The sequence below is a fragment of the Thalassospira sp. MCCC 1A03138 genome (assembly GCF_002115785.1).
Classification (GTDB): Bacteria; Pseudomonadota; Alphaproteobacteria; order Rhodospirillales; family Thalassospiraceae; genus Thalassospira.
Map to the genome: position 1 here is coordinate 264,274 of NZ_JFJY01000006.1, position 15,350 is coordinate 279,623.

14 protein-coding genes and 3 tRNA genes are annotated in these 15,350 nt (G+C 53.3%); 6 read left to right on the forward strand and 11 right to left on the reverse strand.

What is annotated here, in order from left to right:
• Window positions 1-55: 55 nt before the first annotated feature.
• From TH468_RS14255 to TH468_RS14265, 3 genes are all read right to left on the reverse strand, one after another.
• Window positions 56-583, reverse strand: coding sequence for an adenine phosphoribosyltransferase (locus tag TH468_RS14255; protein ID WP_085645164.1), 528 nt, complete (start codon window positions 581-583; stop codon window positions 56-58).
• Between the two features lie 123 nt (window positions 584-706).
• Window positions 707-928 (reverse strand): hypothetical protein, encoded by a 222-nt coding sequence (locus TH468_RS14260; protein ID WP_085645337.1) that lies wholly within the window; start codon window positions 926-928, stop codon window positions 707-709.
• Between the two features lie 240 nt (window positions 929-1,168).
• Window positions 1,169-1,435: a hypothetical protein gene (locus TH468_RS14265; protein ID WP_085645166.1), complete on the reverse strand. Its 267-nt coding sequence runs from the start codon at window positions 1,433-1,435 to the stop codon at window positions 1,169-1,171.
• Window positions 1,436-1,696: 261 nt separating this feature from the next.
• On the opposite strand from TH468_RS14265, the gene TH468_RS14270 reads away from it, so the two are divergent.
• The 3 genes from TH468_RS14270 to TH468_RS14280 all read left to right on the forward strand — a co-directional run bounded on the left by TH468_RS14270 (window position 1,697) and on the right by TH468_RS14280 (window position 5,207).
• Entirely contained in the window at window positions 1,697-3,409 is a 1,713-nt protein-coding gene (locus TH468_RS14270; protein ID WP_246832342.1) for a methyl-accepting chemotaxis protein, read from the forward strand.
• 276 nt (window positions 3,410-3,685) lie between these two features.
• Window positions 3,686-4,480: a motility protein A gene (locus TH468_RS14275; protein WP_085645168.1), complete on the forward strand. Its 795-nt coding sequence runs from the start codon at window positions 3,686-3,688 to the stop codon at window positions 4,478-4,480.
• Window positions 4,481-4,514: 34 nt separating this feature from the next.
• The gene (locus TH468_RS14280; protein WP_085645170.1) at window positions 4,515-5,207 is read left to right on the forward strand and encodes a flagellar motor protein MotB; all 693 of its coding nucleotides are present in this window, start codon (window positions 4,515-4,517) and stop codon (window positions 5,205-5,207) included.
• Between the two features lie 29 nt (window positions 5,208-5,236).
• Here the strand turns inward: TH468_RS14280 and TH468_RS14285 are convergent, their stop codons facing one another.
• The 3 genes from TH468_RS14285 to TH468_RS14295 all read right to left on the reverse strand — a co-directional run bounded on the left by TH468_RS14285 (window position 5,237) and on the right by TH468_RS14295 (window position 8,393).
• Window positions 5,237-6,061 (reverse strand): MBL fold metallo-hydrolase, encoded by an 825-nt coding sequence (locus TH468_RS14285; protein ID WP_085645172.1) that lies wholly within the window; start codon window positions 6,059-6,061, stop codon window positions 5,237-5,239.
• Window positions 6,062-6,159: 98 nt separating this feature from the next.
• The gene (locus TH468_RS14290) at window positions 6,160-6,906 is read right to left on the reverse strand and encodes an S-adenosyl-l-methionine hydroxide adenosyltransferase family protein (RefSeq protein ID WP_085645174.1); all 747 of its coding nucleotides are present in this window, start codon (window positions 6,904-6,906) and stop codon (window positions 6,160-6,162) included.
• 62 nt (window positions 6,907-6,968) lie between these two features.
• Entirely contained in the window at window positions 6,969-8,393 is a 1,425-nt protein-coding gene (locus TH468_RS14295) for a tetratricopeptide repeat protein (protein ID WP_085645176.1), read from the reverse strand.
• Window positions 8,394-8,714: 321 nt separating this feature from the next.
• Between TH468_RS14295 and TH468_RS14300 the strand changes: the two genes are divergently transcribed.
• Both TH468_RS14300 and TH468_RS14305 read left to right on the forward strand, forming a co-directional pair.
• Window positions 8,715-9,965 carry an EAL domain-containing protein gene (locus TH468_RS14300; protein ID WP_085645178.1) on the forward strand — a complete coding sequence of 417 codons (1,251 nt, stop codon included), beginning with the start codon at window positions 8,715-8,717 and terminating at the stop codon, window positions 9,963-9,965.
• A gap of 105 nt (window positions 9,966-10,070) precedes the next feature.
• The gene (locus TH468_RS14305) at window positions 10,071-11,441 is read left to right on the forward strand and encodes a DNA polymerase IV (RefSeq protein ID WP_085645180.1); all 1,371 of its coding nucleotides are present in this window, start codon (window positions 10,071-10,073) and stop codon (window positions 11,439-11,441) included.
• Window positions 11,442-11,531: 90 nt separating this feature from the next.
• On the opposite strand, the gene TH468_RS14310 is transcribed toward TH468_RS14305, so the two are convergent.
• From TH468_RS14310 to TH468_RS14330, 5 genes are all read right to left on the reverse strand, one after another.
• A tRNA-Glu gene (locus TH468_RS14310) sits at window positions 11,532-11,607 on the reverse strand.
• Between the two features lie 38 nt (window positions 11,608-11,645).
• Window positions 11,646-11,721 (reverse strand) — tRNA-Glu (locus TH468_RS14315).
• Window positions 11,722-11,753: 32 nt separating this feature from the next.
• Window positions 11,754-11,829: transfer RNA gene (locus TH468_RS14320), tRNA-Glu, on the reverse strand.
• Between the two features lie 250 nt (window positions 11,830-12,079).
• Window positions 12,080-13,261, reverse strand: coding sequence for an MFS transporter (locus TH468_RS14325; protein WP_246832343.1), 1,182 nt, complete (start codon window positions 13,259-13,261; stop codon window positions 12,080-12,082).
• Window positions 13,262-13,456: 195 nt separating this feature from the next.
• The gene (locus TH468_RS14330) at window positions 13,457-14,272 is read right to left on the reverse strand and encodes an ABC transporter substrate-binding protein (protein ID WP_246832347.1); all 816 of its coding nucleotides are present in this window, start codon (window positions 14,270-14,272) and stop codon (window positions 13,457-13,459) included.
• 536 nt (window positions 14,273-14,808) lie between these two features.
• Between TH468_RS14330 and TH468_RS14335 the strand changes: the two genes are divergently transcribed.
• Window positions 14,809-15,345, forward strand: coding sequence for a hypothetical protein (locus TH468_RS14335; protein WP_085645187.1), 537 nt, complete (start codon window positions 14,809-14,811; stop codon window positions 15,343-15,345).
• The last annotated feature ends 5 nt before the right edge of the window (window positions 15,346-15,350 follow it).

Consider the following 15,350-nt stretch of genomic DNA (forward strand, 5'->3'; position numbering starts at 1 on the left):
GCTCAAAAGAGACAAGAATCGTCATTTTCAGTGGTTATCGAGCTGTTTTGAGGCATTAGTCGCCGTCAAATTCGACCAGATGGAAGACATCGACACCGCGATCACGGATTTTTTGTGCCCCGCCAATATCAGGAAGATCGATAATAAAGGCACAACCGGCAACTTCGCCACCTGCCTTTTTGATCAGATCAATCGCGGCAAGAGCCGTGCCACCCGTCGCAATCAGGTCATCCATCACCAGAACACGCTGTCCGGGCTTGATTGCATCGGTGTGCATTTCGATCACGTCCGAGCCGTATTCAAGTTCATATTCGACTTCGATGGTTTCAGCAGGAAGTTTGCCGCGTTTGCGGATAGGAACAAAACCGACACCAAGGGCGACCGCCACGGCCGGACCAATGATAAAGCCGCGCGCCTCGATGCCGGCAATCACGTCGATCTTTTTATCCTGGAATTCGGCGGCAAAACCGTCGACCACATCACGCAAACCATCTGCCTCGGCAAACAGGGTCGTAATATCGCGAAACATGATCCCCTTTTTCGGGTAATCGGGAATGGTACGGATCAGCGACTTGATCGACATGGGAGAACTCCGGCCGAGGTTAACCTGAAAAACAAAACCGCCATCTTTAACACCAGATGGCGGTTTAAAATCAAGCGTTCCCGAATACTGGCAGCAAATCGGGTTTGCGGCCCGCAATGGCAGCTAGGCCGCGTGCACCGTGTTTCGATGCATTACGGCGTTGTTTGCCGCGACAAAGTCATTTGCAAGTTTCTTGCTGATTTCAGCACGTGTGCCGCGCGGCAAACCGGTCCCGGCGGCCTGCCGGTTACCCCATACTGCGCGATAAAGGCGGTAATCATGGTCATTGATCTGACCAAATACTTTTTCGACTTCCATCAAGGTCTGGACATAACTTTTGTTCATGTCAGCCATCCTGTTGCTCGTGATGTTCCGAATGACAATTCCCTTCGGAATAACGACGCCCGGCTTTGCCAGCGCATCGTCAAGCAGCGATATAATCCCCTAAAGGCCGCCTCTCAACGGCAGGACGGTGACAAGATCGGGAATATTTTGTGACACCTCGCCTTAATCGAAAAAAATGCAATCAGAACAAACTGCTATCAGACAGAAAAAAGACGCCAACCGGCGAATAGCCAGCTCGGTTCAGTGCGTCTTTTTCTGGGCTTCGGCCTGACGCGCTTCTTCATCAAACTTCTTTTGCAGCGCATCGGCATATTCGCCGTAGATACGACCTTCGATCGACAGCTCCAGAAACCGGATATAGTCCTGCTGATTGTCGATTTTGGTGCGTGCAACCGGGATCACATCAAACGGACTTTCAGCATCCAGACCATATTTTCGGATCAGCTCCAGCATTTCGGCTGTGATCTGTTCGAGCTTTTTCTGCGCGTCCGAGAATGAAATGCTCATGATGTTTCCTGTTCTGATACGATAACCACGCGCCTTATGCCCTGCAAGTTACCAGATGACAAGTTTTCGCCCCCGCGAACTATACCGGCGCGCCCTTACCTATCCGAATGATCCGGGCATTTTGCCATCCGACTTGAGACAAATCAAAGACCTGTATCCCGCATGGTCCGATGCTGCATTCGGGACAGTTTGATACGGACTATCAGTGGATCATTGATGGTCCGTTCACGTGCATTTGCATAATCCATTCGGGGATCAGTGATGAAGTTGTTATCGGCTTTCAATGCCATGGGCATTCGCAAACGCTTTATGTGGGCGTCGGCCTTCGGCGTTACTTCCACCGTGATCATCGCACTTGCCATGATGATGTTTGCCGAAGAAAAGGCAATGGATGCCAAGCTTAATCAGCTAAGCCAGAATGAACTGACATCGCTTCATGCGCTGATTGTAAATGTGATGGCCGCCCGTCCTGATGACTCTGATGACATCGGTATTGATGTTTTCAACAACTGGTTTGAAAGCCGAAATCTGGATTATCCCGGCGAATTATGGTCGGCATGGGGCCCTACCACGCTGGCCTATATGAAGGAATATGGCGACAAGGACCTGAAAACGCCGCGCGATGCGATTGATCAGGAAGCCATTGAAACCGGTCAAACCATTGGACGTTATACCGACGAAGGTACCTATCGCCTGTCGATGCCAATTGTTCTTGGTGTGACCAAAGGTGCTGATCGCGAGGTTTGCTTTAGCTGCCATGGCGCAATGGAAGCCGAAAAGGGCGACGTGATTGCGGTTCTGTCATCAAGTCTTTCGGTTGCCCCCGAACAGGCAAAAACCAATCAGATCCTGATCGGTATTGTGATTGGCGGCATCGTCATTGCACTTGCAACCATCTTTGGCATGCGGTTGCTGCTGTCGAAAATCGTTACCGAACCGCTTAGCAAGCTGGGTTCGGTGATGACCGAACTTGCCGATGGCAAAACTGACCTGACCATCCACGATCTTGAGCGCAAGGATGAAATCGGTCGTATGGCGCAGTCGGTTGATGTATTCCGCACCAATGCAATCGCCAAAAAACGCATGGAAGCCGAACAGGAAGCGGCATCGCGCAAACGCGAAGAACGCATGCAGATGCTTGAAAAACATATTGGCGGCTTCGAAGGGGTTATTGCCAATATCGTCGGTTCGGTTGCCACATCGGCCGACCGTATGCAAAGTACGGCCCGCGCACTGGTCAGTGCTGCCGATCTGGCAAGCAAAAGTGCCACAACCGTCGCTGCCGCCTCCGAAGAAGCCACCGTCAATGTCCGCACCGTGGCGGACGCCGCCGAAAACCTGTCGCATTCGATCACCCAGATTGGTGATCAGGCCCATCATTCAACTGAAATCACCGCCGAAGCATCGCGCGAAGCCGAAGTTTCCAGCAAAACCGTCGCCGGCCTTTCAGAGGCCGCAGGCCGCATTGGCGAGATTGTCGAGCTGATCAGCGACATTGCTGGCCAAACCAACCTTCTGGCGCTTAACGCGACTATCGAGGCCGCCCGCGCAGGCGAAGCAGGTAAAGGCTTTGCCGTTGTTGCCGCAGAGGTCAAAAACCTTGCCAATCAGACAGCACGCGCAACCAGCGAAATTTCCGAACAGATTTTGGCCATCCAGGAAGAAACCGGCAAAACGGTCCAGTCAATGGACGACATTTCCAACGTTATTTCGCGGATTACCGACATCACAAACACAATTTCCGATGCAGTTCGTGAACAGGCCGATGCCACCGGGGAAATCGCACAGAATGTCGAACAGGCCGCGATTGGCACACAGGAAGTCAGCAGCAATATCGAACGCGTCAGCGATACGGTGGCCGAAACCGATCAGGCCGCCCACCAGGTCCTGAATGTGGCTGAAGAACTGGGACAACTTTCAACAGAACTTCGCCGAGAGGTCGATAGTTTCCTGATCAGTATCCGGTCGGCTTGATCCTAAAATTTTCCAGAACTGCATTTTGTGCCCCGCAACATTATCTGGTGATGCGGGGCTTGTTTTTTGGTGTATTGCAATTCCCCGGCAAAATCCAAAATTGAATTAATGTCACAAATTTTCGAAAAATATGGGCCTGCCTAAAATCTTGACATCAAAATTAACCTGACGATAACCGGCAATTTGTCTATTCTGAAAAAAAAGGTGTTAAACCTTTAAAATTCTAATCGGGTTGGGGGTATTCGAGCGGCTCACGCTTGGAGAAAATAAAAGACAATGTCTTTTACGACGATCTTGGGGATTCTGGTCGGTTTGGGGCTTTTTGTCGGCTCCATCTTCATTTCGACCGACAACTACTTTGTGTTTATCAGTCTGTCGAGTGCGTTGATGGTGATCGGCGGGACCTTGGCAGCGACTTTTATTGCCTATGAGGCACGCTATGTTCTGCTTGCGCTCAAGCTGATTTTCAAAATCTTTCGGGCACCACAGATGGGCCGGGGCCAATTGACCGGCGAAGTAGGCCGTGTTGTCAAATGGGGCTATCTGCTTCAGAAAAAGGGCATCAACGCGCTGGAACAGGAAGCACAGCGCGTCGGCAAGGACGAGCCATTTCTGGGCTGGGCAATGGAAGTCGTCATCACCGGTTATAACGGTGACGAAACCGCCGAAATGCTCCATAACGCGATTGAAAACGCGTTCAGCCGCAATCTGGTACCGGTATCCATCCTTAAAAACATGGCGGGTGCCGCACCGGCATTTGGCATGATCGGAACGTTGGTTGGTCTTGTCATCATGCTTGATAAAATGGCCGACGACCCGACACAGCTTGGTGCCGGTCTTGCGATTGCGCTGATCACGACCCTTTACGGGATTGTCGCCGCCCGGTTCTTTTTCATGCCGGCCGCCAGCAAAATCCAGCAGCGCGAGGAAATCATGCGGTTTCGCAATTATCTGATTGCCGAAGGCCTGATCATGCTGGCCGATCGCAAGGGACCGCGTGCCATACAGGATAAGATGAACTCGTTCCTTGATCCGGCGATCCATTTCAATATCGACAAGTCCGCCAAATAGCGACTAGCGATACGTTTGAAGACAGGAGGCCATAATGGCCCGGCGTAAATCACCCATGGGACAACGCAAGGACGAACCGGTCGATGAGGACTGGATGGCCACCTATGCCGACGCGATCACGCTTCTGATGGCGTTCTTTGTGATGCTGGTCAGCTTTTCCAAGGTCGAAATCCCGCTTTTCCAAAAGGTACAATCAGGTATTGCCGAACAGATTGGCAAACGCGAGATCGTCCGCCCGACGCAGGTTCTCGAAACCGATCTGAAGGATGTTGTGTTCAACACATCAATGGATAATGCCGTCAATGTTTCGACCGACGACGAAGGTATTCTGATGGAACTTGGCGGCGGTGCGTTTTTCCATCCCGGATCGGCCAATTTAAAGCAGGATGCGGTCCTGTTCCTTAAAGATGTTGGGGACCTGTTAAAAGAACCCCGTTATCTTGGCTTTCAGGTCGAAGTGACCGGTCATACCGATGATAGCCCGATCAACACACCACGTTTCCCGTCGAACTGGGAACTGGCGGCCGGGCGATCCATTGCCGTTGTGCGCTTTTTAACTGCGGTCGGGGTTGATCCGGAAAGTGACCGCATGCGGGCAATTTCCTATGGCGATACCAAGCCGAAATTGCCAAACCGCGGCGATGATGGCAACCCGATCGAAGAAAACCGCGAAGCCAACCGTCGTATCGAAATTCGTATTTTCCCAAAATATTCACGCGTATTCTGATGTTGGTGGTGCGCGTTCTGCCGGGTACCCTATTCGATAACGACGACCATTTCATCGCGCGCGGCAAAGACATTTGACCATTGGCTGCGCGCCTGCTGTTCGATCCCGGCCATTACCACATCATTGTGATCGGGATCATGATGAAACAGGGCAAGCCGTTTGACGTTTGCCGCCTGACACAGCCGAACTCCTTCCTGCCAGGTCGAATGCCCCCAACCAACTTTGGCCGGGAATTCATCGTCGGTGTAGGTGCTGTCATAAATCACAAGATCAGCATTCCGGATGAAATCAAGAATCACCTCGTCAGGTTGGCCCGGCATATGTTCGGTATCGGTGACATAACAGACAGACTTGCCGCCATGCTCCACACGATACGCCGTCGCTCCGTTGGGATGACGCAACGGCGCGGTCCGAACGGTAATCCCATCGGCCGGGTATAAAACCGTCCCGACCGTGAAATCTTCGAATGTCAGTTTTGACTGCATGGCCGAAAGCGGTACCGGAAAGGTTGGATCGGCCATCTGGGCCGAAAACACGCGCTCGACCCCGCCCTGTTCTTTCAAATGTCCGGCCAGCACGTGAAACCGCGCAGCAGGATTATAGGCCGGGACAAAAAACGGGAACCCGTTGATATGGTCCCAGTGGGTATGCGTCAGATAAATGCTGGCTTCGGTTACCTTGCGCCGGATCAGATCCTTGCCAAGATTGCGAATACCTGTTCCTGCGTCAAAGATCAGGGTATGATCACCGATCCGCATTTCGACACAACTGGTATTGCCGCCATAAACAACATGGTCGGGGGAAGGACAGGCAATGCTCCCACGGACTCCCCAGAACTTTACATCAATTGCCATTCGCTGCCCTTCACATATGTCTGTGGCTGTCGTCGGCGACAGACGAATGCATCAATCCCTTTATAACACTCATTTCGCAAAAGAAAATTACCCGCGTTCTAATTCTGCGGCTTGATAAACACCGCTGTACCGATCTCTGCCCCGAACGCCTGATCGGCACGTCCACAGTTTACGGCAACCTCACAAAGTCCGATTGAATTTAGGTAATGAAAGCCCTGCCCCAGCGCGACATCGGAGAATGTCCGGGCAGGCGAAAGAGACTGTCCGTTGATCAAAAGCGTCAGATTGCGGTTCTGCCACCCCGGTGCGGCAAGAAGACCGGTCATCAGATTGCCATAGCTGTCGATATAAATGATTTCTGAAAGCTCATCCGGCCAGCTCTGGGGTGGGACATAACGCAACCCGACATCGATATCGCCAAGTGCCACTGGTTCACCCTTGGCAATCATGCAGGCCACCGGGGCGAAAATATCGCGCCCGTGAAAGCTTGCCGACGCATTTTCGGGATGCCAGTTGATCACTCTCACCCGGCATGTTTTCGACCGCCGAATCAGTATTTCAAACAAGCCGTTGTCGGGACCGACGTAAAAAACGCAGTCGCATTCAACAACAATGCCGCGACGCTGGCTGCCAACACCCGGATCAACGACGCAAAGCACGACATCGCCCGGTTGAAATTCGCGCGACAGTGCGGCCAGAAGATAGGCTGATGCACGTGGATTGCGATCCGGCGCATCGACCATAAGATCGCAAACCGTAATGTCGGGGGCATTACGATGAACAACCGCACGCATCGCCCCACTATAAGGGCCGATTACGCCAAAATCGCTGAAAATCAGGATCATGTCGGATATCCGGATCGTCGGCAAACCTGCCTGATTTCAGTCAGGTTGCGCGCAAAGCGCCGTTACTTGACCTCGCAGAACTGACCGCGACGTTTAAGCTCAGCACAGATTGAACTGGCAGAACTGTCACTAAGCCCGGTCGCCATCAAACGGAAATAGGTCCCCTTGCCAGGAATGTTTGCCTGCGTGACACCGTGCTGAAGCGGTGCAAGCTGGGCATAACGCTGCGTCAGGATTTGCCAACCGCGTTCGGCCTGTGCCTGATTGCGATAAGATGCCAGATGCAGGCTTTTGCCCCCGGCCGTTGCAGCAACCGGATTTGCCGTCCCCATGGTCGGGGCCGCTGCCATTTCGCCGCCCGACTGAACCGCACGGCTTTCGCCGGTGGCAACACGACGAACAGGCTCGCCCGCGCTTAAGGTCGTTACATTGGCCTTTGCCGGTTCGACAATGGCGGCTTCGATTGCATCACGCTCTCGTTTGAATTCGTCGGGCGTCACCAGTTTCATCTGCGAAAAATCTTCGATACGCGCAATCTGGCGTGCGGCATCCATCAAGCCTTGTGGCGCCGGCGGCGGGGTTGCGCGCTGGCGCGGTTGGGCCGGTAAAAGCGCATCCAGAATAGCGGTACGTTCATTGACATGTTCCTGCACCGTGATAGCCCCGATCTGAAGGGCACGGTTCAACTGGTTCAGGCGCTGCTCGATTTGCGTGCTATCCGGTGGCGGATTATCAAGAAATGCCGCCGGTGCTGACTGGCTCATGGGCAGCAATGCCCCCAGATTGGCAGACCGGCGCGCTGAAAATTCCTCCGGTGTGACAAGGCCAGCGGCCTGTAAATCACGCAGAATGGCAAACCGCTTTGCGATGGCTTCGTCACCGGTGCTCAATGCAGCACCGGCAGGCATATCGGCACTTCGCGTACGCGGTTGATTGCTGGCGACCATCGGGGGGGCGACCATGGCATTCGACGGTGCCATGACGGATTGATTTACCGTCCCCAACCCGGCCGGAGCCGTCGCAATCTGGTCATTGATGCTAAGAGATCCCGGAAGACCGCGCTGCAAACGCATCAGGTTGAATTCAGCCGCATCGCGCAACGGGCGCGGTTGCGTGCCGTTGGCCGTTGTCATCAGAACCGTTCCGGGCGGGTTCATGGCGATAAGGGTATCGTAACCATCCCGTGCGCGATCGGCACGGTTGGTGTTTTGATACATCACCGACCGCCACAAAAGAGCATGCCCGTCCTGGGGATTTTTGCGTAATGCTTCGTCAAAGAATTTTTCCGCAGAGGCATAATCACCGGTTGCAAGCTGCTGCAAACCATTGGCTGTATAATTTTCATCGGTAAATGAAGTCGCCTCGTCCCAGAAATCCTGATCAAGCAGTGGCGCACAACCAGACACCCATGAAACCATGCCGACAACGGCAAGGCTTCTGCCGCCGATCTTCAGCCAGTTCCCGGTCCGCATTGCGGATACCTTCATGGTGTCAACCCCCTATTATTAAAAGACAATTCAGGGAGCATGTTTCCCAGGCTGTCGTCAAGTCCAACGCGCACCGCCCCATCATTTCCCTGATGGTGATCCAGTCTGCCCGATGGCTGCGAACAATTCGTTAAAAGCATTTTCCAATGTCAGAAACTATGCAATAGGGCATGTCCAAAATATAATTCGTAAAAGTAAACTATATAACTGTCGCACCTGTTAACGCGGCATTCAGGGACAATATGGTTTGATAGATCGTCCCATACCATTGTATGAATTCAAAATATCAGGAATTAATCCTGTCTCTTTCGGGGAAGTAGATTGATTGAGCCAAAACAATATGGCCAACAGGCCCTTCAGGAATACCTGATGCTTGATTATGTCCAGCGCTTGGAAACCCGCAAATTCGGGCACCGCGCTGTTCATATCCATTTGTCCCGGCTCAAGCCATTTCACCGGCGTGATTACCATATCCGGGTCGCGACCAATACCTTTGAAAGCTACGTAAAGCTTTATGTCGGCCGTATCTTTGTCCTAAGCAACGATGACCTTCTGTTCATCTGGAAAGACAAATCGATCGCCGACGTGGAACCGGCAGTTGACACGCTGCGCTACCTGTTCCGCGATGATCCGCTTTCGCAGGACGAAAGCGAGGAAACCGGATTCTGCACATGGTACAATCTGAATACGGAATTCCAGGAATTCCTGCTGCTGTGCCAGCATCTTGATGAACGCGCCAAAAAGCTGCAGCAAAGCAGCAATATGCGCCCGGCCCAGAAGCCAACCAATGTTCTGAGCCCGATCAATGCGGAAAATCTGGCCCAGTTGGAAGACACCATTCATTCGGCCGATCTTTCCGAACATATCCGCCAGCAACCTGTTTGCGTATTTGCCCGCGCGGGCTCCAAGGAACTGCATCCGGTTTTTGACGAATTCTTTGTCTCGATCTCGGATTTGCGCAACGCGATCATGCCCAACATTGACCTTGCGTCCAACCGCTGGCTGTTTCAGCACATGACGGAAGTGCTTGATAAACGCATGCTGAACTATCTGTGCAAGCGGACGTTCAAGACACATGCCAGCTCGTTCTCAATCAACCTCAATCTGGAAACACTGACATCCAAGGATTTCGAGCGGTTCGATGAAGTTGTCCGTAAAAAATGGCCGGGCAATGTAATCATCGAGCTCAATCAGGTCGATCTGTTCTCAAACCTCGAAACCTATCTGCGGCTGCGTGACGAATTCCATGAACGCGGCTATCGCGTTTTGATCGATAACCTGACCGTCGAAGCCCTTTCGTTTGTGGATCGCAAAAGCCTTAAGGCCGATTTCATCAAGGTCGCCTGGCGTGAGGAAATGACAGACAACGTCATTCGCAAGAAATACTCCGAAATGGACAATCTTGTGAAAAACTCTGGCCGGGAACGTGTAATCCTGTGCCGTTGTGACAGCCCGACCGCCATTAAATTCGGCCAGTCATTGGGCATCACCCTGTTCCAGGGGCGCTATATCGATAACATGATCGCCCGCCAGCGCCGCGCGAAACGTGCGGCCGCCGCACAGAAACGCTAACCTCGCCCCAATCCGATTATTGCTCCTGACAAATCCTGTCACCTGACAGGGATTTGCCGCGTTTCTTTGCTTGGCACAAATGGAACAAAAGCGGTACAAATAAGCATGATCTATGCGCTTTGTCCCGATTGCCATCACAAATGGCGTTTCCATGCAGACCGGCCGCTCGCCAAAAGCGGCGAAGGGGCCTACGTGCCCTGCCCGGTATGTGGCGGAAAACGCGGGATCGCGCATGCCGAACTGCCCGAACTTTTCATCGGGCACCTGGATTGCGATGCGTTTTATGCATCAATCGAAAAGCGTGACCGACCGGAACTGATTGATCAGCCCGTCATCATTGGCGGCGGGCATCGCGGGGTGGTTTCCACCTGCTGTTATGTCGCGCGCAAATTCGGTGTGCGATCCGCCATGCCAGCCTTCAAGGCGCGCGAACTTTGCCCCGACGGCGTTTTCCTGAAACCCGATATGGCAAAGTATCAGCACGAAGGATACCGGGTACGTGACATGATGCGTGCCATCACCCCGGATATTGAACCGCTTTCAATTGACGAGGCGTTCCTTGACCTGACCAACGCGCAAAGCGCGCATGGTAAAACAGCCGCCGAATGCCTGATCGAACTTCAGGCGGAAATCAGGCGCGAAGTCGGCATCACGGTTTCCATCGGGCTTTCCTACAACAAGTTTCTGGCCAAGATCGCATCCGACCTCAATAAACCGTTCGGTTTTTCAATGATTGGCACGGCAGAAGCCGTATCCTTCCTTGCCGATAAGCCGGTACGCATGATGTGGGGCGTTGGACCGTCGATGGAGCGCAAGCTGCGTGACGATGGCGTCACAACCATCGGACAGATGCAACAGCTTGATATACATGCCCTGCAGGGCCGTTACGGCAGCATTGGCAAACGGTTCTTCCATTTTTCGCGTGGGCAGGACAATCGCCGGGTCGAACAAAGCAGCGAACGTAAAAGCCTGTCATCGGAGACAACCTTTAACGAAGACATTTCCGACCTCGATGAACTGATCGATATCGCCAAACGCCTGACCGCGCGCGTTGCGAGTGATCTGGCACGCAAGGAAATCGCGGGCCATACCGTTGTCCTGAAACTGAAATCAGCGGATTTCAAAACGCGGACGCGCAACATGCGCCTGACCTACCCGACATTACGCGAGGATTTGATCCTTGAAACCGCGCTGACACTTTTGAAAAAGGAAGTCGATGGCACGCGTTATCGTCTGCTGGGTGTTGGCGTTGCCGATCTTTTCCCGGCCGAAACAGCCGACCCTGCCGACCTGTTTGGCGAAGCCGAGGAAACAGCCCCCGTCGAATTGATCGAGGATAATGGCGAAAGCACCCTGCCCCCGGCCCGCCTGATCCCGCAAATCCCACGCCCGACGGCAGAACAATTGCGCGAAAGCCTTACACGGCGGTATCGCCTGCACAAAAAAACATCGCGCCAGCACCGGTTCAGGTTTTAGCGTTTCAGTTGCTTGATTGGCTGAAAACGAAAAATGCCCGTCATGAACCGAACGAGCATTGCAATCAGTATAATCTTTTTTGGAAGAAGATGGCGTCCCCTAGGGGATTCGAACCCCTGTTGCCGCCGTGAAAGGGCAGTGTCCTAGGCCTCTAGACGAAGGGGACGCAAATCGCGGTGCGATCTTATGTATGGTCTGCTCTGGTGGCGTCCCCTAGGGGATTCGAACCCCTGTTGCCGCCGTGAAAGGGCAGTGTCCTAGGCCTCTAGACGAAGGGGACACAGTCACCAAAATGCAGTCCGTGTTAACGAGTGGCGTCCCCTAGGGGATTCGAACCCCTGTTGCCGCCGTGAAAGGGCAGTGTCCTAGGCCTCTAGACGAAGGGGACGCAGCGCGTTAACGAGGCCGGTTTTTAGCGATTGGGTCGGGTAAGGTCAAGCGCGTTTTTCGCCGCTGTGACGTTTTTTTTAATCCCCCACCTTAAATAGGGCGATAACACGCCAAAAGCCGGGAAATCCAAGCATCCTGTTTAACCGCAAGGATCATAGCCCGATCCTTCAATATCCCTGTTCAACATATATGCTAATGCATACCCGCCACGACAACCGCAAAGGCATCCGGCACAAAAACGTTTGAAATCAATTCGCCCGCTTGCGCGTGCCCATCCAGAAGGCCGCCCCGGCAATCGCAAGACAGATACCAAGGAAGGCAAACATGACACGATAACCTTCCGTTGCGCCCGGCTCAAACCGGCCGATGATCACTCCGGCAATCCCCTGAAGGACAAACAGCCCGCCAAAGGTCGCCAGATTGACCGTGGTCAGGGCACGGCCAATCAGATGTTCGGGCACAGCCGCGCGCGATGCGGCATAGTTCAGCGTTGCACAGCTCCCCAGAAGCCCGTGCGCGACCATCAGGACCGCGGCGAGCCAAAGGGCGGTCGTCCCCAGCAGTGCCTGCAACAGGCACAGCACAGCCGCAATCAGAACGGCAAAGACGATCAGGGGATGTGCCGCACCGCCCATCAGGCGCGAAAGCTGCCCATAGGCGGGCGGTCCGATGATCATGCCGATTGTCATCACCAAAAGAACGTTACCGACATCCACCGCCCCGAGCTGGAAAACATCATGCAGGTACGGCCCGCCCCAAAGCCCGCGCACCGTCAGGATTGCCGGATAGCTGAAGAAGGCGACACCAACCAGAAACCAGACCTGCCGGTTTTTCCAGACGGAGATCATGCCGCGCAATGCCTCACCCACGGTTTCGCCCTTTCGGGAATGGAAACTGTGGTTTGGCGGCGCGTCGCGCACCATGGTGAATGTCAGAATAACCGAAAGCGCGCTGAGCACGGCAAGCCCGTAATAAACGTCGCGCCAGCCGCGCAGCTCGATCAGGGCCGCCAAGGGTGTTGCCGATGCCAGAACACCCAGCAGGCTGAAGGCCACGATCAGCCCGGAGGTCGCAGCAAACTTTTCCGGAGCCACCCACCGCGATGCCAGTACCAATGCCGCCATGAAGGCCGCTGAACAGCCAAGGCCAATCACCGCCTGCCCGATCATCAACCCGGCCACACTATGCGCATTGGCAAAAATCAGCACACCGGCAACGGTGATGATCATCATCACCCCATTGGTCAAACGCGGACCGTACCGGTCCAGCATCACACCGACGGGAATTTGCATCAGGGCGAAAGCAAAATGAAAACTGCCCGATATAAGGCCTAGCTCCTCGGGCGACGTCGAAAGCTCCGCCCGAAGGGATTCGGCTAGCAAGGCCTGTGCTGAACGGAAAAACTGGCTAAGCGAAAAGGCAAGCACCACGGGTGCCAGGATCCATAAAAAGGCCCCTACTCCATGCGTCACTTGCTTTGGTGTTTTTGTACGATCATTCATGATGCCAAATGGCATAATCCGATCACGGGATACCCGCAAGCCCCCGTAAGATATATCCTGATGTATTGCCGTGATACGTTTGGCGCAATGACACAGGCGGGTTCAGATCACCCTCTGTCGCAATCAACGCGTCATCAGATTGAATTCTTCACCTGACGGAACTTCGGCCCCCTCATACAGCATCGAAACACCGTATTTTCGGCCGATTTCGGCAAATGTCCCGTCACTGCGCAGATCGTCAAGAACCATCTGCCATTGATCCACGATGAAGTCCGGCGTTTGCGGTGAGAATGCCAGATAAAGCTCGTAAATTCCCAAGCCGATAACCGGTTCAACTTCGGACCGGTCAATTCCGAACTTGCGACGCTGATGTTCCAGGACCAGATCGGATGCTTCCCACAGGTCGATCCGATTGCTCGCCAGAAGCTGCAATGCATTCCCCGGCGTGTATAGAGCCGCAAGATTTTTAAAACCCTGTTCGCGCAACACTCGTTCCGCCGCCCCACCTGCTTGCACACCAATCGCAGCGACCTTGCGCGCGTCACTCAAATCGCGGATTTCAAGATTGCTGTCGGCCATCTTATAAAGCCAGCCGCGGGTAACAATAATCGGGCCAACCCATTTGTATTCATCTTCGCGTTCAGACGTACGCACCATTGAAAAAACAGCTGTGCCGGGTTCATTGTCGACAATTTGCAGGGCACGCTTCCAAGGCAGCACTTCAAACTTTCCGTCATGTCCAAGGCGCGTCGCCATTTCGCGAACCACATCCGTCCCCGCACCGGTCAGGCCCGCATCCGTCATGTAGTTAAAGGGTGCAAAGTCCTCGGTATATATTTTTACCGACCGGGCCGCGGCAAGCGTATCCCCCGTTTGGGCAGCCGCTAACATGCCGTGCGACCAAAGCACGACAACAGCAAAGGCACCAATTACGATCACGCGCCGCAAAATCGTAATCCCCCGCCGCTCCCTTGGTTGAAAGAATATACCCGTCCGTCGCATATGTTTCCCTGTCAGCCATAAAATGAAAAAAGCCGCAAAGAAGAAACTTGCAGAACCGAAAGAACGAACTGTCACATAACCTGTTTATTCAACATGGTAGCCCGACATGTTGATTGCCAGTAACGTCGTACATATCTAGATTCAAAGGGAACCATCCATTTGGACAGGAATGCGCCGTCACGTGACGCCATTAATCCGCGCGCAAGATGGATTCTGCCCAATAGGGTAGCGATCTAATTTTAGAACATGTTGATGTAGTATGCTGTTTTCGATTCTTTCGGCGCCCACTCTTCGCCGATCCCCAAGTCAGAACAACAAAACCAAGCTCTTTGGTTAAAAAAGCCAGTTAAAGTTGAACATGAGCAAGATTTACAACGAAAAAATTCGACATTCAACTAAAAAATTTCGCTATTCCGGTATTTGCCGGAAAACGGGTAATGATGCTTTAAAGCCCGCAATATACTGCGTACATCATGGATAGGCGCGACACAGACGCCCCTTTGCCCGTACTAGACAGCGCGCTCGGGGATCGCATTCGCCATGTCGTCGATATGTTTGATCGAAAAAAGGATGCCGCCCGGATCGCCGGCATCATCCCTGAACAATTGAACAGATGGTGTCAGGCACGATCGGAACCTCGCTTTGTAGGCGTTGCCCGCCTTGCCATTTCAAAAGGCATCTCTTTGCAGTGGATCGCAACCGGTGAGCCCCCAAGAGGAACCGCGAAGAAACAGAATATAGTGAACGAACCTGAAACAACCCGGTCACCAAATCCATATTGTACCGGGCCAGCAGAACGCGAGGTTCTTATCGCCATCATAAGCGGATTTCTCGCAGCCGAAGGCATCACGAACAGCCCTCAAATTGCCAATGACATTATTGGTGCCTATGACCAGATCGTCGAGAACCTCGAAAATAATCGAGATAGCAGCGAGATGGCCACCATATTGTCGCAGGCGATCACCATTATTCTTGATCGGCAGCAAGAACGCCGCGCGGACAAAAACTGAAAGAA

Excerpts from the sequence above, each read along its gene's own strand:
- TH468_RS14285 (WP_085645172.1), bottom strand. The coding sequence starts at position 6,061 with ATGGCAATTGATGTAAAGTTCTGGGGAGTCCGTGGGAGCATTGCCTGT.
- TH468_RS14290 (WP_085645174.1), bottom strand. The coding sequence starts at position 6,906 with ATGATCCTGATTTTCAGCGATTTTGGCGTAATCGGCCCTTATAGTGGG.
- TH468_RS14260 (WP_085645337.1), bottom strand. The coding sequence starts at position 928 with ATGAACAAAAGTTATGTCCAGACCTTGATGGAAGTCGAAAAAGTATTT.
- TH468_RS14280 (WP_085645170.1), top strand. The coding sequence starts at position 4,515 with ATGGCCCGGCGTAAATCACCCATGGGACAACGCAAGGACGAACCGGTC.
- TH468_RS14335 (WP_085645187.1), top strand. The coding sequence starts at position 14,809 with ATGGATAGGCGCGACACAGACGCCCCTTTGCCCGTACTAGACAGCGCG.
- TH468_RS14270 (WP_246832342.1), top strand. The coding sequence starts at position 1,697 with ATGAAGTTGTTATCGGCTTTCAATGCCATGGGCATTCGCAAACGCTTT.
- TH468_RS14295 (WP_085645176.1), bottom strand. The coding sequence starts at position 8,393 with ATGAAGGTATCCGCAATGCGGACCGGGAACTGGCTGAAGATCGGCGGC.
- TH468_RS14265 (WP_085645166.1), bottom strand. The coding sequence starts at position 1,435 with ATGAGCATTTCATTCTCGGACGCGCAGAAAAAGCTCGAACAGATCACA.
- TH468_RS14255 (WP_085645164.1), bottom strand. The coding sequence starts at position 583 with ATGTCGATCAAGTCGCTGATCCGTACCATTCCCGATTACCCGAAAAAG.
- TH468_RS14305 (WP_085645180.1), top strand. The coding sequence starts at position 10,071 with ATGATCTATGCGCTTTGTCCCGATTGCCATCACAAATGGCGTTTCCAT.
- TH468_RS14275 (WP_085645168.1), top strand. The coding sequence starts at position 3,686 with ATGTCTTTTACGACGATCTTGGGGATTCTGGTCGGTTTGGGGCTTTTT.